The organism is Mesorhizobium sp. RSR565B, assembly GCF_054719465.1.
In genome coordinates, this window is record NZ_JBTTIE010000001.1 from 1,236,264 (window position 1) to 1,259,080 (window position 22,817).

The 22,817-nt window shown below is 64.2% G+C and carries 20 protein-coding genes; 7 read left to right on the plus strand and 13 right to left on the minus strand.

Features of this window, described 5'->3' with window-relative positions; translation table 11 throughout:
- Window positions 1-47 precede the first annotated feature (47 nt).
- On the plus strand, window positions 48-1,109 hold the full coding sequence (locus ACYG9R_RS06030; RefSeq protein WP_023823641.1) for a DUF937 domain-containing protein: 1,062 nt from the start codon (window positions 48-50) through the stop codon (window positions 1,107-1,109).
- Window positions 1,110-1,343: 234 nt separating this feature from the next.
- Here the strand turns inward: ACYG9R_RS06030 and ACYG9R_RS06035 are convergent, their stop codons facing one another.
- Entirely contained in the window at window positions 1,344-1,634 is a 291-nt protein-coding gene (locus ACYG9R_RS06035; protein WP_023823642.1) for a DUF1127 domain-containing protein, read from the minus strand.
- 178 nt (window positions 1,635-1,812) lie between these two features.
- On the opposite strand from ACYG9R_RS06035, the gene ACYG9R_RS06040 reads away from it, so the two are divergent.
- On the plus strand, window positions 1,813-2,769 hold the full coding sequence (locus ACYG9R_RS06040; protein ID WP_023670561.1) for a LysR substrate-binding domain-containing protein: 957 nt from the start codon (window positions 1,813-1,815) through the stop codon (window positions 2,767-2,769).
- A 6-nt stretch (window positions 2,770-2,775) separates the two neighbouring features.
- On the opposite strand, the gene ACYG9R_RS06045 is transcribed toward ACYG9R_RS06040, so the two are convergent.
- Window positions 2,776-4,974, minus strand: a complete 2,199-nt coding sequence (locus ACYG9R_RS06045) for a bifunctional diguanylate cyclase/phosphodiesterase (protein ID WP_023823643.1) — start codon at window positions 4,972-4,974, stop codon at window positions 2,776-2,778.
- A gap of 91 nt (window positions 4,975-5,065) precedes the next feature.
- On the opposite strand from ACYG9R_RS06045, the gene xseA reads away from it, so the two are divergent.
- A complete protein-coding gene (xseA, locus tag ACYG9R_RS06050; RefSeq protein ID WP_023823644.1) occupies window positions 5,066-6,727 on the plus strand; it encodes an exodeoxyribonuclease VII large subunit in 1,662 nt (553 codons plus the stop codon).
- An 8-nt stretch (window positions 6,728-6,735) separates the two neighbouring features.
- Window positions 6,736-7,854: a DmpA family aminopeptidase gene (locus ACYG9R_RS06055; protein ID WP_023823645.1), complete on the plus strand. Its 1,119-nt coding sequence runs from the start codon at window positions 6,736-6,738 to the stop codon at window positions 7,852-7,854.
- Between the two features lie 33 nt (window positions 7,855-7,887).
- Here ACYG9R_RS06055 and ACYG9R_RS06060 read toward each other — a convergent pair whose 3' ends face one another.
- The 7 genes from ACYG9R_RS06060 to ACYG9R_RS06090 all read right to left on the minus strand — a co-directional run bounded on the left by ACYG9R_RS06060 (window position 7,888) and on the right by ACYG9R_RS06090 (window position 15,414).
- Window positions 7,888-8,130, minus strand: coding sequence for a DUF768 domain-containing protein (locus ACYG9R_RS06060; RefSeq protein WP_023670565.1), 243 nt, complete (start codon window positions 8,128-8,130; stop codon window positions 7,888-7,890).
- A 620-nt stretch (window positions 8,131-8,750) separates the two neighbouring features.
- Window positions 8,751-9,644: a sugar phosphate isomerase/epimerase family protein gene (locus tag ACYG9R_RS06065; RefSeq protein WP_023818662.1), complete on the minus strand. Its 894-nt coding sequence runs from the start codon at window positions 9,642-9,644 to the stop codon at window positions 8,751-8,753.
- Window positions 9,645-9,710: 66 nt separating this feature from the next.
- Window positions 9,711-10,649, minus strand: coding sequence for an ABC transporter substrate-binding protein (locus tag ACYG9R_RS06070; RefSeq protein WP_023753907.1), 939 nt, complete (start codon window positions 10,647-10,649; stop codon window positions 9,711-9,713).
- A 76-nt stretch (window positions 10,650-10,725) separates the two neighbouring features.
- On the minus strand, window positions 10,726-11,718 hold the full coding sequence (locus ACYG9R_RS06075; RefSeq protein ID WP_023701287.1) for an ABC transporter permease subunit: 993 nt from the start codon (window positions 11,716-11,718) through the stop codon (window positions 10,726-10,728).
- Window positions 11,715-13,211, minus strand: a complete 1,497-nt coding sequence (locus tag ACYG9R_RS06080; RefSeq protein ID WP_050588083.1) for a sugar ABC transporter ATP-binding protein — start codon at window positions 13,209-13,211, stop codon at window positions 11,715-11,717. The genes ACYG9R_RS06075 and ACYG9R_RS06080 overlap by 4 nt, the downstream gene beginning before the upstream one ends.
- A 44-nt stretch (window positions 13,212-13,255) precedes the next feature.
- Window positions 13,256-14,635: an FGGY-family carbohydrate kinase gene (locus tag ACYG9R_RS06085; protein WP_023704481.1), complete on the minus strand. Its 1,380-nt coding sequence runs from the start codon at window positions 14,633-14,635 to the stop codon at window positions 13,256-13,258.
- Window positions 14,632-15,414 carry a DeoR/GlpR family DNA-binding transcription regulator gene (locus ACYG9R_RS06090; protein ID WP_023701285.1) on the minus strand — a complete coding sequence of 261 codons (783 nt, stop codon included), beginning with the start codon at window positions 15,412-15,414 and terminating at the stop codon, window positions 14,632-14,634. Before ACYG9R_RS06090 ends, ACYG9R_RS06085 begins: the two co-directional genes overlap by 4 nt.
- A 192-nt stretch (window positions 15,415-15,606) precedes the next feature.
- On the opposite strand from ACYG9R_RS06090, the gene ACYG9R_RS06095 reads away from it, so the two are divergent.
- The 3 genes from ACYG9R_RS06095 to ACYG9R_RS06105 are packed head-to-tail and all read left to right on the plus strand — an operon-like array spanning window position 15,607 to window position 18,771.
- Window positions 15,607-16,650, plus strand: coding sequence for a class II aldolase/adducin family protein (locus ACYG9R_RS06095; RefSeq protein ID WP_023823646.1), 1,044 nt, complete (start codon window positions 15,607-15,609; stop codon window positions 16,648-16,650).
- Window positions 16,634-17,923, plus strand: a complete 1,290-nt coding sequence (locus tag ACYG9R_RS06100; protein ID WP_031199271.1) for an FGGY-family carbohydrate kinase — start codon at window positions 16,634-16,636, stop codon at window positions 17,921-17,923. Before ACYG9R_RS06095 ends, ACYG9R_RS06100 begins: the two co-directional genes overlap by 17 nt.
- Window positions 17,920-18,771: a TIGR01459 family HAD-type hydrolase gene (locus tag ACYG9R_RS06105; protein ID WP_023701283.1), complete on the plus strand. Its 852-nt coding sequence runs from the start codon at window positions 17,920-17,922 to the stop codon at window positions 18,769-18,771. Before ACYG9R_RS06100 ends, ACYG9R_RS06105 begins: the two co-directional genes overlap by 4 nt.
- A 75-nt stretch (window positions 18,772-18,846) precedes the next feature.
- Here ACYG9R_RS06105 and ACYG9R_RS06110 read toward each other — a convergent pair whose 3' ends face one another.
- From ACYG9R_RS06110 to ACYG9R_RS06125, 4 genes are read right to left on the minus strand one after another with little or no spacing between them, the layout of a single operon-like run.
- Window positions 18,847-20,028 (minus strand): hypothetical protein, encoded by a 1,182-nt coding sequence (locus tag ACYG9R_RS06110; RefSeq protein WP_023807587.1) that lies wholly within the window; start codon window positions 20,026-20,028, stop codon window positions 18,847-18,849.
- Window positions 20,029-20,049: 21 nt separating this feature from the next.
- Window positions 20,050-21,060 (minus strand): succinylglutamate desuccinylase/aspartoacylase family protein, encoded by a 1,011-nt coding sequence (locus tag ACYG9R_RS06115; protein ID WP_023686805.1) that lies wholly within the window; start codon window positions 21,058-21,060, stop codon window positions 20,050-20,052.
- A gap of 2 nt (window positions 21,061-21,062) precedes the next feature.
- On the minus strand, window positions 21,063-21,407 hold the full coding sequence (locus tag ACYG9R_RS06120; RefSeq protein WP_023686804.1) for a RidA family protein: 345 nt from the start codon (window positions 21,405-21,407) through the stop codon (window positions 21,063-21,065).
- Window positions 21,408-21,445: 38 nt separating this feature from the next.
- On the minus strand, window positions 21,446-22,771 hold the full coding sequence (locus ACYG9R_RS06125; protein WP_031199273.1) for an alanine racemase: 1,326 nt from the start codon (window positions 22,769-22,771) through the stop codon (window positions 21,446-21,448).
- Window positions 22,772-22,817 lie beyond the last annotated feature (46 nt).

Sequence of the window (22,817 nt, forward strand, 5' to 3'; positions counted from 1 at the left end):
CGAAACGAACTAGGTTCTCCCTCGAGGATTTCCGGGAGGAGAAACCGATGCCTACCTTGTTCGACATATTGGCGCAGGCGCAGAACGGCAACGGCATGCAGGCGCTTGCCCAGCAGTACGGGCTTTCCATGCAGCAGACGCAGGCGGCTGTCGCCGCTCTGCTGCCGGCCTTCTCGCAAGGGCTGCAACGCAACACCGCCGATCCCTATGGGCTAGGCGCCTTCATGACGGCGATGGCGAGCGGCCAGCACGCCAAATACTTCGAGGACGCGACCAGGGCTTTCTCACCGCAAGGCGTCAATGAGGGCAATGGCATTCTGGGTCATCTGTTCGGCTCGAAGGAGCTGTCGCGCGCGGTGGCCAGCCAGGCCGCGCAGGCGACCGGCGTCAGCCAGCAGATCCTGCAGCAGATGCTGCCGGCCATCGCTTCGATGGTGATGGGCGGATTGTTCAAGCAGACGACAAACCAGTTGACCGGGGGTCAGATGCAGGCCGCCGGTGGCTTCGGCGGCGGCAGCAATCCGCTCGGCGAGATCATCGAACAGATGATGCGGCAGGCGGGCGGCGGGGCACAGCCTGCGCCGCAGCCAGCACCCAATCCTTACGGTGAGAACCCGCTGGGCAAAGTGCTGCAGGACATGTTCGGCGGCGGCGCCCAACAGCCGCAAAGCCAGCCGCAACAGGCGCCCAACCCCTATGGCGACAATCCGCTCGGCAAAGTGCTGCAGGACATGTTCGGCGGTGGCGCGACACAGCAACCGCAGGGCCGGCCGCAGCAGCCAACACAGCCGCAACAGACGCAGAGCCCTTACGGCGACAACCCGCTGGGCAAGATTTTTGAAGAGATGATTCGGCAAGGCGGTGGTGGCGGCTTCGGCTTGCCCGGTGGGCAGCCGGCGCCGCAGCAGCCGCAAGCACCCCAGCCGCGACAGGCACCGCAGGAGCGCCAGGCGCCGCAACCGCAGGCCAATCCGAGCGGCAGGCCACGCAATCCGTTCGACGATATTTTCGGCAAGATGTTCGAGACCGGCGCCCAGCAGCGCGACGAGTATCAGAAGGGCGTGGAAACGATCTTCGACCAGTTCAAGCGGGACATGGACCGGCGGTAGTTGGCGGTAGTTGGGCGCTGACCTTCGCGGCTTCGGAGCAAGGAGCGAAGCGACGCGGCGCAGACCGCACAATGACGACGGAGCTTTAAAAGAAAAAGCCCGGTCCTGGAGGAGGACCGGGCCAGTGTGCAGGCTGGCCGGCGGGGAACCGGCAGGGAGTGGGGAGCCTGCTATACTCGTTGGTCGCGGCGAGCCTGAGAAAGGTTCACGGCAACCGAAACAATGCGCCCGATATCACGCTATCTGGCGGGCGAGATCTTCGATCGTATCGGCACGATCGCTCGCAATCGCACGCAGCTTCACGGTCGGATCGGCGCCGAACGGCACATCGATGGCGACATGGAGGTCCGCGCGCGTCAGGCCGATATCGGCGAGTTCGGCGTCCGACATCTCGCCAAGGCGATAGAAGGCGCGGCGATTTTTCCAGGCCTGGTAGGCATTGAGAAAAGTGTTGGCCACGCGCGTCGCAACGGCCGGACGCGAGGTGATGCGCGAGGTCTCGGTGGCGAAATCAAACGTGGTCATGTCGGTCTCCTTCAGACTCGAACTGGACAAGACCAGGCGATCGGCGCTGGGGACAGCGGCCGTTCCGGTCTCGATTCACATGCTTTCATGTGGACAATGTGAATTTGCCACGCACCGATTGATTAATCCAACGAATGTTTCTAATCTTTAGCATCAACGCTAGTGATGGATTGGACCGATGAAAGCGCCACTCGATCTCGACCAGTTGCAGACCTTCATCTCGATTGCCGATACCGGCAGCTTCACCCGCGCGGCCGAGGAAGTGCTGCGCACGCAATCGGCGGTGTCGATGCAGATGCGCCGGCTGGAAGAGCGGATCGGCAAGCCGCTGTTCGAAAAGGACGGCCGCACCAACAGGCTGACCGAGGAAGGCGACAAGCTGCTCTCCTACGCGCGCCGCCTGCTCTATCTCAACCGCGAAACGCTGGCCGCCTTCGATGATCAGCGGCTCGAAGGCACCATCCGTATCGGCACCCCCGACGACTATGCCGACCGGTTCCTGCCCGAAATCATGGCACGCTTCACACGGTCAAATCCGCGCGTCGAACTGACTGTCATCTGCGAGCCGACACCAGGCTTGGTCGAGCATATCAAGCGCGGCAATCTCGATCTTGCGCTGGTGACGCACAACGACACGCGCGGCCAGTCGGAAGTGGTGCGACGCGAGCCGCTGCTATGGGTGACCTCGGCCAACCATGCCACGCACGAACAGGAAGTGCTGCCGATGGCCTTCGGCCGGCCGAACTGCATCTGGCGGCGCGCCGCCGTCGATGTGCTCGACCGGCAAAGCCGCGACTATCGAATCCTGTTCACCAGCTTCTCGGCCACCGTCATCACCGCCGCGGTGCTGTCGGGACTGGCGATCTCGGTGCTGCCGGAATGCGCGCTGCGGCCCGGCATGCGGGTGCTGGGCGAAGCCGACGGTTTTGGCGCCCTGCCCGACTGCCGCATCGGCATCATGCGCGGCCAGACCTCGCGGCCCGAAATCGTCGACGCGCTGGCCCGGCACATCTCGGAAAGCCTCGACAATATTTCCGTGCCGCTCGGCGAAGAAACGGGAAGCTTCGATTTCGCCTCGCTCGCCTTCGCCAAGATGAAGCGGAGCAAGCCGAACCAGATCCTGCCTGGCTGGTAGGAACGATCAGGCCGACGCTGCCGCCTCCGTCGTTGCGTTGGCCGACGACAGGCCGGGCAGCGCCACCAATTGCGCCGGCTCCAGCGGCGGCGACAAGAGGTATCCCTGCAGCTGCTGGCAGCCCATGGCGACCAGCAGCGCCTTTTGCACCTCGGTCTCTACGCCCTCGGCGGTGACCTCGACCTTGAGCGCGCCGGCGAGATCGATCAGCGCCTTGACGATGGCGCCCGAATTGCCGTCGCCGTCGAGAAGCCGCACGAAGGAGCGGTCGATCTTGAGCTTGTCGATGGCATGGCGGCGCAGATAGCTCAGCGACGAATAGCCGGTGCCGAAATCGTCGAGCACAATGCCGACGCCCGACTGGCGCAAGGCTGCCAGAGCCGCTCTGGTGGTGTCGTTGTTTTCCAGGAGAACGTTTTCGGTGATCTCGAGCTGCAGGCGCTTCGGCGCCAGTCCCGTTTCGGCGAGGATCGAGGCAACCTCTTCGGCAAAGCCGGCGTCGCGCAATTGCAGCGGCGAGACATTGACGGCGAGCCACGGCAGTTTTGTCTTCACGGCGAAGCGGCAGGCTTCCAGCAGGGCCCATGCGCCGAGCTGCCCGATCATGCCGCGTTCCTCGGCGATGGCGATGAACTGCGCCGCCGGCAGTGCGCCATGGACCTCATGCGCCCAGCGGATCAGCGCCTCGGCGCCGACAATGGTCTTGCCATCGCTGGCAAAGACCGGCTGGTAGGCGAGCTTGATACCGGTGCCGCCATTTAGCGCGCTGCGCAGCTCGCTCTCGACCTTGCGCTTGCGCAGCAAAAGGTCGTCCATGTCGCCGGCGAAGACCTGGTAGCGGCCACGGCCGTTCTTCTTGGCTTCGTAGAGCGCGATGTCGGCCTTGCGCAGCAGATCGTCTGCATCGGCATCAGGGCCTGTCGACAAGGCTATGCCGATGCTAGCGCTCATAAAGACCTGATCGTCCATCAGTTTGAACGGCTCCTGCAGTTTCTGCAGCACCCTCTCGGAAATATCCTCTGCGTTCCTTACGTCGCGGACATCGATCAGGATTACCGCGAATTCGTCGCCACCCAGCCTTGCCACCGTGTCGACGTCGCGAACAGTATGGTGAAGCCTGGCCGCCGTCTGGCGCACGAGTTCGTCGCCTGCCGGGTGACCAAGCGTGTCGTTGACATGCTTGAAGCGATCTAGATCGAGATAAAGCAGCGCGACCTTGCTTTCATTGCCGGAGGTAAGCAAGGCACGCCGCAGCCTGTCCTCGAACAGTGCCCGGTTGGGCAGGCCGGTGAGCGTGTCGTGAAAGGCGAGATATTGCGCCTGGGCCTGGCTGGTCTGCAGCGCCGATGACGCACGGCGCAGACGCCGGAGCAGAAAGGCGAGGACGCTCGCCGCAACCAGCGCGGCCAGAGCCAGGGCCGGGCTGGCCTTGCCCACCAGCGTCAGGCCGGGCCGTTCCTGGTCCCAGGCAATATAGCCGAGGATGACACCCTGTTTGTCGATAAGCGGAATGGCAGCCGAGCCAAGCGGCTGAGCCATCGGCAGGAGATGCGCCCCCGCCAGAAGATATTTCTGCGCGATCTTGCCGATCACCGCGTCGTTGATGAACTCTATGGAGACATGCAGATATTCGCTGCCGGATGCCTGGGTGACGCGATCCGAACTCGGCACCAGAGGCATGACGCTGAGTATGGCAGGCTGACCGCCAAGCGAGACCAGATCGTCGGCAACGAATTTTGCGCCGGCCTGGCTTGCGTCCTTGCTCATCATCTGGCGCAACCTGGCGATTGTCGGCCGCAAAGCGGGTTCGTCCTCGCCAAAGACGGCAGGCGACACGACCTTCCCTTCGCGCATGGCGTGGACCGGCCGGTTGGCGTCGTCCAGCACATAGACCCGGTTGTGGCCGTAATACGAGGACATCCAGACGCTGAGATTCTCTGCCATCCAGGTCTGGTTGCCGGCCTTGGCGTTGATAACGGAATCATCCCAGACGGCGACGCTTTCCTGCTCGCGCTTTACCGCGGCGACCTGGTCCTGCAGGCCGTTGGCCAGGAAAACCTTCTGCCGCTCGAGCGAGACCCGGTCGGCCTGCATGGTGGCGTAAAGGCCGAAGCCGACAACGATGGCCAGTGCAAAAACGGCAAGCGTCAGCACCGTCAGGGTGACCTGGAACGTCAACGGGCTGCGTTGTCTGCGGGCGCTCATGCGTCCTCCTTGGCCCAGAGTCAATCAGGACAGGCTTAAGATCAAGTTATGGAATCTTGACGCGGAGCGACAACAGCCGCTCAATCGGCCGATGAGCGACGCAGAATCCGAATCACGAACCAATGCCACCGAATACACGGTGAGCGAGATTTCCGGCGCGCTGAAGCGCACGGTCGAGGATGTCTTCGGCCATGTGCGGGTGCGCGGCGAAATTTCCGGCTATCGGGGGCCCCACTCTTCCGGCCATGCCTATTTCACGCTGAAGGACGACCGCGCGCGGCTTGACGCGGTGGTCTGGAAAGGCACGATGGGCCGGCTGAAATTCCGCCCCGAAGAGGGGATGGAGGTGATCGCCACCGGCAAACTCACCACCTATCCCGGCAAATCCAACTACCAGATCGTCATCGACAATCTCGAGCCGGCGGGCGCCGGGGCGCTGATGGCGCTTTTGGAAGAGCGCAAGCGGCGACTGCAGGCCGAAGGGCTGTTCGACGCCGGCCGCAAGCGGCGGCTGCCCTTCATGCCGCGCACCATCGGCGTCGTCACCTCGCCGACCGGATCGGTGATTCGTGACATCATCCATCGCATCAAGGACCGCTTTCCGCTGCATGTGCTGGTCTGGCCGGTAAGAGTCCAGGGCGAGACGGCGGGGGCGGAAGTGACGGCCGCCGTCAACGGCTTCAACGCGCTGGCCTGGGATGGCGCGATTGCCCAGCCCGACCTTCTGATCGTGGCGCGCGGCGGCGGCAGCCTTGAGGACCTCTGGGGGTTCAACGATGAAGGGCTGGCGCGCGCCGTCGCCGCCTCGCGCATCCCGGTGATTTCGGCCGTCGGCCACGAGACCGACTGGACCTTGATCGACCTCGTCGCCGACATCCGCGCACCGACGCCGACAGGTGCGGCGGAGATCGCGGTGCCGGTGAAAGCGGACCTCGAAGCGACACTAGCCAGTCTTGGCGCACGTCTCAAAGCAGCCACCTTGCGCAATTTCGAACGCAAGCGGCAGGCTTCACGTGCGGCGGCCCGCGCGCTGCCCTCGCCCGACCAGTTGCTGGCGCTGCCGCGACGGCGGCTGGACGAGGCGGCCAGCCGGCTTAGCCGGGGGCTGATGGTCTCCACCGAAAGAAAGCGAGCTCGGTTCTTCGCCGTGAAGCTCACTCCGGCAACGCTGTCGCGGCGGATTGCCGAGGCGCGACGCACCAACGACCGCAACCTTTTGCGGGCCCAAGGGGCGCTGCGCGCATTGGCGAGAGCCCGGCGCGCGGAGTTGAATCGTGCGGCGGATCAGTTGCCAAAATGTGCGAAAGCATCCCTGCAACGGCACAGGCAGCAAATGGCTTTGCTGCAAGGCCGCATTACGATCGAGCCAACGGCACGGCGGCAAACCGTGCAGAGGGATCTGCTGACAGCTTTGACGAGACGTGGCACGCAAGCGGTACTGCTCAGGCTGGAGCGACTGCGCGGCCGCATCGTCCAATCCGAGAGGCTGATGGCAACGCTGTCGCACAAGGCTGTGCTGGCCCGCGGCTTCGCGCTGGTCAAGGATGCCGACGGCGCGGTGATCAAACTGGCAGTTGATGTGGCGCCGGGCGCTGGCCTGCAGCTGGAGTTCGCCGACGGCATCGTAAATGCAGTCGCGACCGGCGACGCCGAGCGGGTGCAGGCCGTTGCCAAACCAGCGGCCAGCAAACCCGCCGCAAAGCCGACGGCCAGCAAACCGAAAGAGCCGGGCAATCAGGGCTCGCTTTTTTAGAGGACCGCATGACCGAACATGACCCGCATCTTCAAACGCCGGCGGGCAAGCCGCGCGCGCGTGCTTTCGGCATTGCCTTCGAGGGCACGCCGGGCGGCTTCAACGCCATCACCGATGTGCCCGGCGTATCGGTCGGCTATGCGACGCTGATTTCCGGCGAGGGTCTGCTCGAGGTTGGCACGGGGCCGGTGCGCACCGGCGTCACCGCCATCCTGCCGCGGCCGTTGGCTGAGCTCGCCACGCCGGTGTTTGCCGGTGTCTTCAGCCAGAACGGCAATGGCGAGTTGACGGGGTCGCACATTATCGAGGAAGTCGGCGCCTTCAACCTGCCGGTCACGATCACCAACACGCATTCCTGCGGCGTTACCCGCGACGGCACGCTGCGCTGGATGCAACGCGTGCTGCCGGCGGCGCTCGACAGCGGCTGGGGCCTGCCGGTTGCGGCGGAGACCTATGATGGTTTCCTCAACGACATCAACGGTCATCACGTCGGCTTCGAAGATGTCGAAGCCGCGCTCGACGGTGCCGCCGGTGGAGCGATCGAGGAAGGCAGTGTCGGCGGCGGCACCGGCATGATTGCCTTTGGCTTCAAGGCCGGCTCGGGCACGGCATCGCGCATCGTCGAGTGGCAGGGCATCAGGCATACGGTCGGCGTATTCGTGCAGGCGAATTTCGGCAAGCGGCGCAATTTCACACTGCGCGGCGCCCGCGTCGGGCCCGATCTGGTAGAGCCGGCGATGTGCGAAGGCACGCCGCGTGCCCAAAAGGGCTCGATCATCGCCATCGTCGCCACCGATGCGCCATTTCTGCCGCACCAGATGAAGCGGCTGGCAAAGCGCGTGCCGCTCGGCATCGCCATGACAGGCGGCTTCGGCTACCACAGTTCGGGCGACATTTTTCTGGCCTTCACCACCGCCAATCCGCAAGCAGCACTTGCACCATCGGGACGAACCGCAAACGTCGCTTACATCCCGGACGTCGATATCGATCCGTTCTTCGATGCGGTGGCGCAAGGCGTAGAGGAGGCGATCCTCAATGCAATGGTCGCCAATGAGGATATGAGCGGACGCGACGGCAATTTCGTGCCGGCGCTGCCGAAGGCCTGGCTGAAAGATCGATTTGGATAGAGGACAAGGCCTGGCGGCACCAGGCCTGTTGCGTCACGGTTTGGCCGCGTTGCTCTGGTCGGCCTCGGCCGCCTCTTCGAGCCGCGATGCGATCAGTTCCTGGATGTCGCCGACTTCTTCCTGGATATCTTCCAGCGGAATGCCGACCTCAGCGGCCTTGGCCGCGCACTCCTTGGCGAGGGTCTCGGCCTGCTTCTCGATCTTTACCGGCGAGTGCTGGCAGTGGACCTTTTCACCGATCCATCCGCGCAAGAACTCGATCGCATGTTCACTCATACTGCTTTTCCCTGGCGGCTATGCCGGTTGGTAACCGTAAACGTCCGCACCCGGTAAAGGATGCATGCTGCCATTCGAACCGAGTCGGCTTCGCCCGGCAAGTTGATCTTGTCGGAGGTCCGAAGAGCCGAATGAAGGGAAGGGTTCAATGAGCACGTTCTGATTGTTTGATAGAGTGGTACGTTGGCCGGGATCGGCTTCGGCTCTATGCTATTGTTCTTACGATCTTTTCCTGCTGTCGACGGCCGATTTGTATCACAATAGGGATCACAACGCGTAACACATTTTCTGCTGCTTCGTGGTACACCGCCACAGCTACGCGGTCGAAGCCGCCGCTATATAGTGACATCATCATGCGATGTCGACTCTATCAGCTATCCTGCTTCTTTCCGCCGCGCTGTGTCAAACGTCATCCCCGTCCAGTATGGAGATTGGATGGCCCCGGAGGGCGTATGAAAATGTTGATGTTATTGCGTTTCGTGGCCAAAATCAGAAACCTCTCGTCAGCGTCACCCCGCTCGACTGCCTCCGCCACACTCAGCGCCTCCGACGTCGATTCCTTGCACGTAAGGCGCGGGCCGGATGAACGACAACATTGGCGCTTTGGCAGTGCGCTCCTGCTAAGGACGATGTCTCGATGCGACAAGCTCTGCCTTGCGCTGCGCCGTCTCCAACCCGATTGCGATGAAGGCGCGCGCATGCCGGGCCAGTTCCATATTGTCGGCCCACAGATTGCGCCAGATCGCGGTCTTCCGTGACAGGTTCTCGTCGACGATCTTCGACGAGAAGGATTCAAAGCTGAGGTCGTCCCTATAGCCGATTGCGGTTAGCGCATCGAAGATGGCGGCAAAGTCGATATTGCCGGTGCCGAGGAAACCGCGATGGCTCTCGCCGATATGGACATAACCGATCTTGTCAGCGGCATGGCGGATAGCCAGTCCGACATCGGCCTCCTCGATGTTCATGTGGAAGGTATCGAGATGCAGGAAGATGTTGTCGGAGTCGGTGTCCGCGATGAAGGCCAGGCCTTGTGAAGCGGTGTTGAGCAGATTGCTTTCGAAGCGATTGACGATCTCCAGATTGAGCGTGACACCGGCGGACTTGGCCGTCTCCGCAACCTTCGCAAGTGTCCCCGCGCTGCGGTTCCACTGATCGCGCGTCGGCGCCTGCGTCTGCAAGCCGTGGCTGGTACTGAGGATGCCGCCAATCTTCTGGCCGCCGAGATCGCGGGTGAGCGCGATCGTCTCGTTGAGGATCTTGACGCCGCGCGCGGCAACCGCCTTGTCGGCACTCGAAATGTCGCCGTCGGCCGGCAGGCCGATGCTGATCGCGACGCCAAGCTTGAGGTCGGCGATGCGCCTGGCCAGCCCGCCAACGTCGACATTGGCCGGGTCAAGATAGGAGAACTCGATCAGGTCGAAGCCGGCCTCTCTGGTGTTGGCCAGCGTGCGTTCGAGGTCGCCTTGCGCCGAACTCGCCGACCAGACGAAGGAATGAATACCGATGCGCGACATGATCGTCTCCCGTTTCTGGAATTGAGATGCGGCCGGGTTGCCCCGGCCGCATCGGCCTTGGGAGGCTTAGCGGGCTGCGGTCCAGCCCTTGTAGTCTTTCAGGTTCTCGGCCGTGATCAGCTTCGGGTCGAGCAGCACGGTCGGCTCCGCCGGCTTCTTGCCGGCAAGCAGCTCAGCCGCCATCGTCAGCGACTGGCCAGCCATCACGTAGGGATCCTGCGAAGCCGAGGCCTTGATCAACGAGGTGCCGGAAGCGAGTTCCTTCTCGATATCGGGAGCGCCATCCACTGCGGTGAAGATGAACTCCGAGCGATTGAGCTGCTTGGCCGCAAGCTGGGCGCCGATCGCCGTCGGATCGTTGATGGCAAACACCGCATCGATCTTGTCGAAGCGGGTGAGCAGCGACTGGAAGACCTTCAGGCCGCCGTCGCGCGAGCCTTCGGCATTCTGGTCGTCGGAGAGGATCTTGATGTCGGGGTGTTTTGCAAGGACGTCCTTGCAGCCCTTCACCCGCTCCAGGATCGACGACGACGCCGGGCCGTTGAGGATAACGTAGTCGCCCTTGCCGCCGGTGTGGTCGACCAGATACTGGCAGGCCTCTTCGCCGGCCTTGACGTTGTTGGTCATCACGGTGACGTCGGCGCCTGGCGCCGAGACGTCGAAGGCGGCAACGACGATGCCCGCTGCTTGCGCCTTCTTCACCGCCGGGCCGATCGCCTTGGCATCGACCGCATTGAGCATGATCACGTCGACCCCGGCGGCGATGAAGGAATCGACCTGAGAGACCTGCTTGTTGAGGTCGTAGTCGGCCGACACTGACGTCACCTCGACCTTCGGGTTGATCTTCTTGGCCGCGTCCTCGATGCCCTTGATGGTGGCGACGAAGAAGGGGTTGCCGAGCAGGCCGACCGAGATGCCGACCTTGTTGAGGTCCTTGGCCGATGCGGGCGCGATGGCGGCAGCCGCGAGTGCGACGCCGCAGAGCAGTTTAGCGATGGTCTTCATTGCTTTCCTCCAATTGCCCCGCGCCTCTCACGGTGCGTTACACAAACCGGTCGTTTACGCCGGCGACCAAGGTCAATCACGTTCTCGCTCCTGCCTGGAGCCTGTAGCGGTCGAGGGCGACTGCCACGATGATGACCAATCCCTTGATGATGTACTGCCAGATGTCCGAGACACCGGCCAAGATAAGCCCGTTGGAGAGCACCGCTATGATCAGGCCACCGATCAGCGTACCCCAGATCGAGCCGACGCCGCCGACGAAGCTGGTGCCGCCGAGAATGACCGCGGCAATGGCGTCGAGTTCGTAAGACTGCCCAAGCTGCAGCCCGTTGGCCGCATAGAGCCGGGCCGCTGACATGGCGCCGCCAAGGCCGGCCAGCAGGCCGGAAACGCCATAGACAAAGAGCAGCACCAGCGGCACCTTGATGCCGGTCAGCCGCGCCGCTTCGGCATTGCCGCCAACGGCATAGATCCAGGTGCCGAGCACGGTGCGCTTGAGCACCAGCCAGGACAGCACCACGATCGACAAGGCGATGATGACCAGCCACGGAATGCCGAACAGCGAACCGTTGCCGATGAAGTCGAACGGCAGGTCCGAGTTGAACACCGTGGTGTCCTGGCCGAGCAGGCGGGCGACGCCGCGCACAGCGGTCAGCGACCCCAGCGTGACGATGAAGGGCGGCAGTCTGATATAGGCGATCAGCAGCCCGTTGATGACGCCGAAGCCGAGGCCGACGAGAATGGCCGCCGGCACGCCCAGCAGTCCCCAATCGGGCACCAGCGACACCATCACCGCCACCATCGCCGAGGCGGCAAGTATCGAGCCGACGGACAGGTCGATCCCGCCGGTCAGGATGACGAAGGTCATGCCCGCTGCCAGCACGATGTTGATCGACGATTGCTGCATGACGATCAGCAAATTGGTCTGGGTGAAGAAGCGCGCGTTCATCAACTGGAAGCCGACCGCCAGCAGGATCAGGATCGGCAGCATGCCAAGGGCGGCGAAGGCGGTGCGCAACCGCCGGCTCCTGCCGACAACCTGGCCACTGATCTCGGTCGCCTTGTCGGTCATCCCTTGGCCGCTCCCGTTGCAAGTTCCATGATTGCTTCCTGGCGCAGCGGCTGGTCTTTGGACGCCGTAACCTCGCCGGCAATCGTGCCGTCGCGCATTACCAGCACGCGGTCGGCAACGCCGATCACCTCCGGCAGTTCGCTGGAGATCATCAGGATGGCGATGCCCTTTTTGGCGAGATTGTCGATCAGCCGGTAGATTTCCGACTTCGCTCCGACATCGACGCCGCGCGTCGGTTCATCCAGGATGACCACTTGCGGCTCGGTCTCGAGCAGGCGGGCAAGCAACACTTTCTGCTGGTTGCCGCCCGACAGCGAACCGGCATTGGCCTGTACCGACCTGGTGCGGATGGAGAGATCCGAAACGGCAGTGGCAGCACGTCTCTCGGCGGCTTTGAAATCGCGCAAGCCGCCGGGCCGCGCATCCCTGGCCAGCACGCCCATGCTGATGTTGTCGGAGATCGACATGTCGAGAAAGAGGCCGAGCTCCTTGCGGTCCTCGGTGAGATAGGCGATGCCGGCATTCAGTGCCTCGCTTGGCGAGCCGATGGTTACGGGCTTGCCGTCGAGTTCCAGCGTGCCGGCGATGCGTCTGTCGGCACCGAAGATCAGTCGCGCGAGTTCGGTGCGGCCCGAGCCGACAAGGCCAGCCAGAGCCAGCACCTCGCCCTTGTACAGTTCGAAGGAGCAGTTCTTCAGGAGATTGCCGTCCGCCATGCCGCGCACCGACAAGGCGACCGCGCGCTTGTTGTCCGGCGGGCGATGATCCTTCCTGTAAAAAGCGGACAGGTCGCGGCCAACCATCATCGAGACGAGGCGCGAGGCGTTCAGCTCGGCACGCTCGAGTGTGCCGACATAGCCGCTGTCGCGCAGCACGCTGACACGGTCGGCCAACTGGTAGACCTCTTCCATGCGGTGGCTGATGTAGATGATGGCGATGCCTTGCGACTTCAGCGTCGCGATGACCTCGAAGAGACGGTCGGTCTCGCGCGAGGTCAGCGAGGTGGTTGGCTCGTCCATGACGATGATGCGCGCGCTGGTCGAAAGCGCGCGGGCGATTTCGACCAGCTGACGCTCGCCGAGCGACAGGCTGGAAACCTGAGCCCGTGCGGAGAAGGACACGCCGAGACGCTTGATGATCTCATTGCTGCGCCGGTAGCATTGGTCGCGGTCGACGATGCCGAAACGCCTCGGCTCATTGCCGAGGAAGATGTTCTGCGCGACCGTCAGGTTGGGCGCCAGCGACAGTTCCTGATAGATAACCGCAATGCCGTGAGCCCGCGCCTTGATCGGGTCGCCGGTGGCGACCGGCACGCCGTCGATCAGTATCTCGCCGCCGGCATCAGGCCGATAGGCGCCGGACAGCACCTTCATCAAAGTCGACTTGCCAGCACCGTTTTCACCCATCAGCGCATGGACTTCGCCGGCATGGACGGTCAGCGACACGTCCTGCAAGGCGCGGACTGGCCCGAACGTCTTCGAGATGTGCCGCATTTCCAGCACTGGCTGGCGCGTGACTTCGGCCTGAGCAGCGACAATCACCGTGCGCCTCCCGCTGCCGCGCGGGGGATGCCCTGCTCGCCGATGAGGCCACGCCATGTGTCGCGATATCGGGCAAGTCCGGTGAAGCTTGCGGCACGCACGGGCTCCGGCACTTCCGCGGCAAATTCGCGGCCGACGGTCTCGAAGGCCAGCGCCGCCGCCCCGGTGGCGCTGCCCTCCAGTGTGGCCCCTTGCAGGAAGGCCTGGCTGGGACGCAGTTGCGCCACTAGCCCGGCGAGCAGGCCGCCAGCGTTCAGTCCGCCATCGACGATCACGGTGTTGTCCGAATGGATCTGGTCGAGGCAGAGGTCGACCATCAGCGCGACGTAGAGCAGCGCCACGGCTGCGCGTTCCTCGGCGCTTGGCATGCGGCCGACCAATTTGCCGGCGCGGCCGGGCATTGGTCCGCCCGGCGCGAAGCTCGGCAGCGCCATGCTGCCGGCGTTGATCACCCGCTGCACTGCCGCCGGCGCGATCGCGCCTTGCCAGCCGTCGCTGATCGTGGCGAATTCGCGCCCGCCCATGAAGCGGATGGTCGGCACAGGGCCGCCGTCGATATCGACATTGACCAGCATGTCGCGCTGGCCATCGAGCGCGTCGAGCAGGCAATCCGGATTAAGCACGACGACCCAGGTGCCGGTCGAGACGACGGTGACCGGGCCAAGCTCCTGCCGGCGATAGGCATGGAGCGCGGCATTGCTGTCATGGACACCATTGTGGATGGCGATCCGCCGCTTCGTGTCGCCGAGGCGTTGCTCGCCGACAACCGAGCCCGCCCGCTCGAAAGCGGGCATCCGGTCGCGCCAGCCCTCAATATCGACCAGCGAACTGAAGTCGCGCTTGCGCGGCGCCCATAAATGCGAGTGGCAGCCGAGATAGGACACTTCCGAGACCGCCCGGCCGCCAAACCGCCAGCTCCAGTATTGTGGATAGCCGAGGATCGATTTCGCGGCCGTGAATGCACCGGGTTGCACCGCCTGTAGCCACAGCATGTGGCGACCGTAGTTGAAGCCGAGCGGCAATCGCGGCGAGAAGGTCTCGGTGAAATCCGGAACGAGGCGATCTATTTGCGCGGCAATATCAGCCGGCGGCTCTTGCTCGTAGTCGAGTATCGGATGCGTCAGCGCCGCCTCGTCGACCAGGGCAAAGGTGCAGCCATGGCCCGACACCATCACGCCCTCTACGCCATGGACGTCGGTGGCCTCGCTTACGGCGCGAACCGCCCAATTGTGAAGTGCTGCCTCATCAAGCACGCTGAAGCCATCTTTGCGCATCCAGTTCGGCCGGGTCCGGCGCTCGTCGACGATGCGCCCGTCCTGAGCGAAGACGAACAGCTTCGAATTGGTCTTGCCGAAATCGAGGACGGCCATCTTCACTGGATGGCTCCCGAAGCCGAAGCGATGCGCACCATGACGCCCGCGTCTTCCAGCATGCGCGCGTCAACGTCGGACAGGCCGTCATCGGTCACCAGCGTGCCGATGCGCGACAAGGGCAGCGCGATGTTACGGGCGTGGATCGACAGTTTGCGGCTGTCGGCCAGCACCACGATCTGGTCGGCACACAGGCTGAGATCGGCGATGGAGCGGACCAGCAGCGGGTGCGATTCCAGCACGCCCTCCTGGCCAAGGCCTTGCGCGCCGAGAAAGAACTTCGATGCGTAGAACGGCTCCGCCTGGGTCGGTGAATGGATGATGCCCGGCTCACGATGCAGATCGCCGCCGGCAACGGTCAGGCTGCAATGGCCGTGGTCGCTCAGATAGGCAGCGAGCGGCATCGAATTGGTATAGAGACGGATGCTGCGCTCAGCCAGCTTGACCCCAAGGTGGAAGCAGGTCGAACCGCCATGCACGATGACCGCATCGCCGTCGCGCACCATCGTGGCCGCGAGAGCGGCGATCTGCCGCTTGGCCTCGACCGCGAGGTCGCGGTTCTCGTCATAGGGCCTGGCATAGGCAACACCCGCCTGTGAAGCGCCGTCGAGCGCCGAGATGCCGCCATAGACCTTCCGTGCTTCACCGGCCTCGTCGATCTTGTCGATGTCGCGCCGCACCGTCGCCGCCGACACGCCGAGCTGCTCCTGCAGTTCGCGCACCGACGCGAAGGGGCGATCCCGCAGCAACTCGACGATCTGACGCTGGCGGCCGGAGTCGCTCAATCGTTTTCCTCCCAGGAGCCGTTTTTGCCACGGCATTTGACGTAACTTACTCAACATCTTTCCGATTGCAAGAACCTTTGATGACATTAGATCACTATTGACGTAAGTCGCTCGCATCTGCGATACACATCAACAACCCACGACGGGTATCCGAAGCTGCGAGGCTGACGGAGCTGATAGAGGAAATGCGCCATGGCGAGCTATGCGGATGCGCAGGAAATGGCTGCTTTGCGGGCGCTTTCGGCCAGCATCGGGCGCAATCCAAATCTGACCCAGGCCGCCGGCGGCAACACCTCGCTGAAAGCCGGCGACACGCTGTGGATCAAGGCTTCCGGCACATGGCTGAAGGATGCGCTCTCCGAAGACATCATGGTCCCGGTGGCGATGGCGCCGCTGCTCAGGGCTGTCGAACAGCGCGACAGCGCCGCCGACCAGCCGCAGATCTTCGCCATCGAGACGCTCAACGCCCGGCGCCTGCGCCCTTCGATTGAAACCACCGTTCACGCGCTGATGCCGCAGCGCGTCGTCCTGCATGTCCATTGCGTCGAAACCATTTCGCTGGCGGTACAGGCCAATTGCGAGGTGGAAGCCGCCAGACGCCTTGATGGTCTCAAATGGGCGTATGTTCCTTATTTCCGGCCAGGCCTGCCGCTTGCCCAGGGTATTGCCGAGCGGCTTCAGGCTGGGGTCGACGTGCTGATCCTTGCCAATCACGGGCTGGTCGTCGCGGCCGATACCGTCGCCGAGGCCGAAGTGCTGCTGCGCCGCGTCACGCTGCTTCTGGCGCGGCCGGCGCGCCAAGTGGCGGAACCGGATGTTGCGGGATTGGCGGCGCTGGCCGGGAAAACCGGTTACAGGCTGCCGGCGGAAATCGAGGCGCACGCGGTCGCCATCGATCCCGAAAGCCGCCGCATGGCGTCCGGGGGCAGCCTCTACCCCGATCACGTCATCTTTCTGGGTCGGGGGTCGGTGGTGGCAAAGCCCGGTGAGGATGTGCCGCGCGTCATCGAGCGGTGCGGTACAAACCCCGTGGCGATCCTGTTTCCCGGGCTGGGCGTGCTGATGCGCGGCGATGCCAGTGCGGGCGCCGACGCCATGCAACGCTGCCTTGCCGACGTGACGGCACGCATCGACATTGCAGCGCGGCCGAACTACCTCACCGCCGCCGAGAACGATGAACTGGTCAACTGGGACGCCGAGAAGTATCGCCAGAAACTCAATGCCGCCAGCCGCTGACACGCCGCTTGCCATAGGCATCGACATCGGCACGTCCGGCGCGCGCGCGGTCGCCATGCGTCCGGATTTTTCCATTGCCGCGCGTTCCGCCGTTTCGCTCGAGTTGTTTGGCCGGAATGCCCGCGACCCTGCAGTGTGGTGGTCAGCGGTCGGCGCAGCGCTGGCGGAACTGCTTTCGGGCATCGACCGAACAGCGGTCCGGTCGATCGCTGTTGACGGCACTTCAGGTACGTTGCTGCCGGTCGACGGCGCCGGGCGGCCGCTGGCCGAGCCGCTGATGTACAACGATACGGTCGCCGACAACGCCATTCTGGTCGCGATCGCTCGCGAAGCCCCAGCGACCAGTGCCGCACTTGGGGCGACGTCCGGTCTCGCCAAGGCGCTCTGGTTCCAGCGCACGCCCGGTGTTGCCGCGGTGCTGCATCAGGCGGACTGGATCGCGGGACAATTCTCCGGTCGCTTCGATGTCAGCGACGAGAACAATGCCTTGAAAACCGGTTACGACATCACGGCCCGCTGCTGGCCGGACTGGATTGCGGCCACCGAAATGCGCATGGAGTTGCTGCCCGGTATCGCCAGGCCGGGCGATGTCGTCGGCAAACTCACCGCGGATGCCGCGGATATGTTCGGCTTACCGCGCGAAATCGCCGTCGTCGCCGGAACGACCGATGGCTGCGCCTCGTTCCTGGCGACAGGTGCCGCGGCAATGGGCGACGGCGTCACCGCGCTGGGGTCGTCGTTGACCGTCAAGATCCTGTCCGACCGGCCTATCTCGGCGCCACGCTTCGGCATCTACAGCCATCGGCTTGGAGATGTCTGGCTGGCGGGCGGCGCATCGAACTCCGGCGGCAAGGTGCTGACACAGCATTTCCCTCTGGCGCGCATCGTCGAGCTGAGCATGGCGATCGACCCGATGACCGAGACCGGCCTCGACTACTATCCTCTTGCCACTGCAGGCGAACGCTTTCCGATCGCCGATCCGGCACTGCCGCCGCGTCTTGTGCCGCGACCGGTGGAGGACGCCGACTATCTGAAAGCCATGTTGGAGGGTATCGCCGCGATCGAGGCGCTCGGCTATGACAGGCTCGCCGAGCTCGGCGCTCCGCAGCTGACGTCGGTCAGAAGCGTCGGCGGCGGTGCGGCGAATGCCGCCTGGACGGCGATCCGGCAGCGCAGACTTGGTGTTGATTTCCTGCCGGCGCTTTCGGACGAAGCCGCCGCCGGCACAGCGCGGCTGGCGCTGATGGGCGCAAGCGCGGCGGGGCTTCTATGAGCGCGAAAACAGTCGAACACCTCAACGGCGTCAACCAGCTGGCCGAGCGCTATGATTTTTTCCTGCTCGATCAGTTCGGCGTGCTGCATGACGGCGCCAGCCCCTATCCAGGGGCAGTGGAAGCACTGTCGGCGCTGAAGCGCGCCGGCAAGACCATTGTGCTGATCTCGAACTCCGGCAAGCGGGCGGGGCCTAACGAGAGCCGGCTGCTAAAGCTCGGCTTCGAACCGGGAAGCTGGGACCATTTTGTTTCTTCCGGCGAGGTCGCGTGGGAGTTCTTCCACGACATGGCGGTATCCGGAAAGCTACTGCCAAACACGAAATGCCTGTTGATAAGCCGCGACGATGACCGCTCGGCGATCGAAGGTCTGCCGTTCGCATTGACTAAGGACGGTGACGATGCCGGGCTGGTGCTGATTTCGGCCAGCGAGGGCGACCGCTATGATCTTGAGCACTATCGCCGACTTCTTGCGCCGGCTGCGGTGCGGCAGGTGCCATGCTTCTGCACCAACCCTGACAAGATCATGCTGACGGCAGTGGGGCCGCGCTTCGGTGCCGGCCGGCTGGCGGATCTCTACGAGGACCTCGGTGGTAGCGTCACGCGTATCGGCAAGCCTTACCCCACTATATTCGGCGCCGCACTAGCGCTGGCAGGCAATCCAGACCGCGGCACTGTGGTCTGCGTCGGCGACAGTGTCGAACACGACATCGCTGGCGGACTTGCTGCCGGCGTGGCCACGGTGCTGGTTCTGTCAGGAATATTGGCGGACACACCTGACCTGTTCGACCTGTTCGACACGATGGACGCATACCCGGATTACACCATGGATGGCTTCAGGTTTCGCTGATTTGATTCACCCCGCAGCGCTCGCGCCCGAATCCGGCCTCAACGCCTCGTGGCCGGCGAGCATTGGCCGGCTGGCTCAAGGCTGCCGAACAGCGCGGATCCAGTCGAGCCGCGCGGCTGGAATGAGGCCGTAATTGTAGAAATTGATGCCGTCGACACCGGGCGCCAGCGCTGGCTTCACCTTGGCCGCAAGAATGTCGGGGCGGGCCATTTCCGGATAGAACAGCCGGTAGCCGGCGCCGAGGAATTTGTCCGCGCCCAGTGCCGCACGGCCGGCCGCCATCAGGCTGGCGACATCGCCGGCCTGCATGTCGTAGGCGCACAGGATCGCCCCGTCGCAGACCTTGCCCAGCGCTGCCAGATCGCAACCGCCAAGCCAGCCGTCTTTCAGATCGATAATAACGACCCGCGTCGTGGGATCGGCTACCTCGCGCAGTTCGGCGACCAGGCTGGTCACTGGCTCGAATCGCCACAAGAGATAGGCATGGAGCTCCGGCCAGGGGGCAAAGGCGTCGATGCCGCAGGCGGGAAAATCGGGAAAGCGCCGCTCAGGCATCGCACGCTCGCAGGTCTCGACGATCCATTGCCTGGTGAGCTTGCGCGCCGCCTCGGCATCGATGCCGGCTTTTGCCGCACGGGCGACGCAGGACGGACAGAAGCACAGAGACAAAAGAAAATCGTCTTCCGGCGTCAGCCCGACACCGTCCTTCTCGTGATGGTATTCATGGGCAAAGCCCATGAAGGACGGGCTTTCAAGTTCTATCCGGTCCGGCCGGTAGCTGTGCGAGATGTCGGCGATCAGCGCGCGGACATAGGCGCGCGCATCGGGATGGGAGGGGCAGAGATTGTAGTAGTTGGCATCGCCGAAGGCGTTGCGGGTGACGGCCTGCGGATGCAGCATGCCCAGGCGGGTGTTGTGCAGGCAGACCGTCCAGCACGAAACTCCTAGTCCGCCCGCGTCGCGACGGCGGATGAGCTGACCGAGCACGTCGCCGCCCTCAGTGATCACGTCAGCCACCTTGGGCTGGATGGCTAGACTTCCCCAGCGCGCAGCGGTCGGCTTGAAATAGATGGTGCCGTCCTCAGGGAAATAGGCCTTGCGGCGCGGGCTGCGCGGCTGCAGGAAGCGCCCGGCATGATAGGATGTCGCCAGGCTGATCATGTTGAGCCCGGCGCGCTCGACAAGATCACGTTCGACCGTCTCCAGGCCGAGATCCTGGATGTCCCAGGGATAGGTCCACATGGACAGTTGCTGCATGGAATATCCTCTGCCTTTGGCTCAGCCGTCGACCGGCTCTGCGACCTGCATTAGGCAGTCGCCCGCCTCACACATCGTGTGCAGCCGGCGCGACAGCACCAAGCCGCTTTCGGCGAAATGCAGGGCCTCCTCGGCAACATCGAGCCGCTCGAGATCGTGGTACCAGCCGGCCAATTGTCCTGAAGTGACACTGTCGCCGAGCCTAGCGGCGGGCTCGAACCAGCCGCGGCGGGTGGCATAGAGGCCCTGGCTGTGCCTGGACAGGGACAGCAGCCTTGTCGGCGCCGAAGGCTTTTCGCCCGCGCCAAGAACCGGCGCGTCGACCACACCCATTGCTATCATCAGACGGTCGAGCGCGCGGGCCGTGATCGCCATCGAATCGACCGTTGCGGTGCCACCGCCGCCGAACTCGCCGCTGACGCCGACGGCGCCGGCGCGGCGCGCTGCGCCCATCGAGGTTGGCGAGGCCTGGCCGTTGTCAGCGATAAAGCCGTAGGGCATGCCGAGCGTGCGCATCAGCTCGACGCCACGCCGGTGGCGCTCGGGATCGGCGTTGCGTTCGACCAGCGCGGTCGGCAGATGCTCCATCGACGTGCCGCCCGAATGGATATCGAAGACGACGTCGTGACGAGGAAACAGCTCCGTCTCAAGGAAATTGGCGAGCCGGCTTGTCGGCGTTCCCGAGGGATCGCCGGGAAACGCCCGGTTGAGATTGCCGCCGTCGAGCGGCGAGCAGCGCTTGGCGGCCATCACCGCAGGGGCGTTGGCCATCGGCATGATGGTGATGCGGCCCTTGATCCGCTTCGGATCGAGCCGGCGCGCCAGTTTTGCCAGCGACAGCTCGCCCTCATATTCGTCGCCGTGATTGCCGGCCATCAAAAGCAGTGACGGGCCGTCGCCATTGCGGATGAGGCAGATCGGCACCTTGACCTGAAAGTAGGGCGAGCGATCGATCGAGAACGGAATGCTTAGATGGCTGAGCGTCTTGCCGTCGCGGTCGAAATCGAGCGTGTGGGCGAGGCCGGTGTGCATGGTCAGACCGCCGCGACCGCGGTGATTTCGATGCGCAGATCAGGGTCGGCAAGCCGCGCCTCGACGCAGGCCCGCGCCGGCAGGCGGGCAGGATCGATCCAGGCATCGTAGATGCTGTTCATGGCCTCGAAATCACCGATCTGCGGCAGGAAGATGTTGACCGCCACCAACTTCGACTTGCTGCTGCCGACCTCGACCAGCAGCGCCTCGACTTTGGCAAGCACGTCGCTGGTCTGGCCTTCGATGCCGGCCTTGCGATCGTTGGCCACTTGGCCGGCTATGTGAACGAGGCCGCCATAGACGACTGCCTGCGACATGCGCGAGCCGGACTGAAAATACTTGATCATATCGGATCCTTTCGAGGTTCTCTTTTTGGGGGATCTGGTCAGCCGAACCAGGTGGGGAAAGCGTGGCGGACGTGGCCGGTCGCGTCGACGCCGAAGATCACGCGATAACGGTCGAGGCAGGTGCAGGGATGCGAGATGCCGAATTCGACGACGTCGCCGACGGCCACGTCGTCGCTCGGTGCAATCGACAGGAAGGAATGCTGGTCGTTGAGCTTGACCACCTCGGCGCGCGCCGCCGGCATCGGCAGCGGCTTGCAGGCACGAAAGACGGTGAGCGGCGTTGGAAAGCCCTGGTCGAACGACACGTCGCGCATGCCCATGCCGCAGATGACAAGGCCCGGCTCCGGACGCGACAGCACTTCGGCCCAAAGGCGTAGCGCAGGGCGAAAGGAATGCCGCGCCGAAGCGCTGATGCCGCCTATGGCAAAACCTTTGCGGGCATCGAGGGCGCCGAGCGAACGGTCATAGGTGCCGTGGTCGTGGAAGAAGATGGCGCCGCTGCGCAGCACCAGCGTTGCGTTGCCGTCGCTGGAAACGAGGGGTGCAAGCGCCGCGACCACCTGGTCGAAGAAGGCGGAGCCGCCGGCTGTGACGATCAGCGGTGCGTCGCCGCCGACGCGGGCACGCAGCCGCAGGAACATGTCGGCGGTCATTGCCAGCAGGCCGGATATCACCTCATCGGTGCGACCGGGCTCGGGTTGCGCCGCCGCCCCTTCATAGGTCGCAACGCCGGCGATCAGCAGCCGCCCGCCGACAGCCGTGATCGCATCGGCGATGGCCTCGGCTTGCGCGGTGGTGCGGGCGCCCGCCCTGCCCGCACCAAGTTCGACCAGCACGCGCAGCGGCGGCAGCGCCGCATTGGCGCGCCAAGCCTCGGCAAGCGCGTTCACGGCGTCGACCGAGTCGGCAAAGACATAGAGCTCGGCATCCGGCCAGGCACCAGCAAGCACGGCCAGCCGGTTGGCGCCGCCGGCTCCTCCAACCTCATTGGCGATGATCAGCCGTGTCAAGCCGGCCTTCAGCATCACTGTCGCTTGCCTGATGTCGGCGACCGTCGTGCCCCATGCGCCGGCCTCGACCAGCGACCGGGTAAGATCGGGCGCCATCGGCGTCTTGGCATGCGGAGCGATCGCAACATTGTGTTCGCGCGCATAGCGCAGGAACAGGTCGCGATTGGCGGAGAAGGCCGCCTCGTCGAGGGTCAGCACCGGAAGCGCCATGCGTCCATCGGCCGGATGCCAGTGCTCGGCCGCGACAAGGCTGCTGTCCAGCCCGGTTGTGCCGGGAGGCACGCCGCGGATGCGGTCGTCGAGCCGAAAATTTTCGCGCACCGAAAGGGCTGGAACCGGTGAGTTTTCAGTCATGCGATGCTAACCCTTTTACCGTCGCAGAACGAAGCCAGGATCGATC

Coding starts and splice junctions, on each gene's coding strand:
- ACYG9R_RS06070 (WP_023753907.1), bottom strand. CDS start 10,649: ATGAAGACCATCGCTAAACTGCTCTGCGGCGTCGCACTCGCGGCTGCC.
- ACYG9R_RS06120 (WP_023686804.1), bottom strand. CDS start 21,407: ATGATCAAGTATTTTCAGTCCGGCTCGCGCATGTCGCAGGCAGTCGTC.
- ACYG9R_RS06110 (WP_023807587.1), bottom strand. CDS start 20,028: ATGCAGCAACTGTCCATGTGGACCTATCCCTGGGACATCCAGGATCTC.
- ACYG9R_RS06060 (WP_023670565.1), bottom strand. CDS start 8,130: ATGAGTGAACATGCGATCGAGTTCTTGCGCGGATGGATCGGTGAAAAG.
- ACYG9R_RS06095 (WP_023823646.1), top strand. CDS start 15,607: ATGGCGAGCTATGCGGATGCGCAGGAAATGGCTGCTTTGCGGGCGCTT.
- ACYG9R_RS06100 (WP_031199271.1), top strand. CDS start 16,634: ATGCCGCCAGCCGCTGACACGCCGCTTGCCATAGGCATCGACATCGGC.
- xseA (WP_023823644.1), top strand. CDS start 5,066: ATGAGCGACGCAGAATCCGAATCACGAACCAATGCCACCGAATACACG.
- ACYG9R_RS06045 (WP_023823643.1), bottom strand. CDS start 4,974: ATGAGCGCCCGCAGACAACGCAGCCCGTTGACGTTCCAGGTCACCCTG.
- ACYG9R_RS06040 (WP_023670561.1), top strand. CDS start 1,813: ATGAAAGCGCCACTCGATCTCGACCAGTTGCAGACCTTCATCTCGATT.
- ACYG9R_RS06030 (WP_023823641.1), top strand. CDS start 48: ATGCCTACCTTGTTCGACATATTGGCGCAGGCGCAGAACGGCAACGGC.
- ACYG9R_RS06080 (WP_050588083.1), bottom strand. CDS start 13,211: ATGCGGCACATCTCGAAGACGTTCGGGCCAGTCCGCGCCTTGCAGGAC.
- ACYG9R_RS06055 (WP_023823645.1), top strand. CDS start 6,736: ATGACCGAACATGACCCGCATCTTCAAACGCCGGCGGGCAAGCCGCGC.
- ACYG9R_RS06125 (WP_031199273.1), bottom strand. CDS start 22,771: ATGACTGAAAACTCACCGGTTCCAGCCCTTTCGGTGCGCGAAAATTTT.
- ACYG9R_RS06105 (WP_023701283.1), top strand. CDS start 17,920: ATGAGCGCGAAAACAGTCGAACACCTCAACGGCGTCAACCAGCTGGCC.
- ACYG9R_RS06035 (WP_023823642.1), bottom strand. CDS start 1,634: ATGACCACGTTTGATTTCGCCACCGAGACCTCGCGCATCACCTCGCGT.
- ACYG9R_RS06115 (WP_023686805.1), bottom strand. CDS start 21,060: ATGCACACCGGCCTCGCCCACACGCTCGATTTCGACCGCGACGGCAAG.
- ACYG9R_RS06065 (WP_023818662.1), bottom strand. CDS start 9,644: ATGTCGCGCATCGGTATTCATTCCTTCGTCTGGTCGGCGAGTTCGGCG.
- ACYG9R_RS06075 (WP_023701287.1), bottom strand. CDS start 11,718: ATGACCGACAAGGCGACCGAGATCAGTGGCCAGGTTGTCGGCAGGAGC.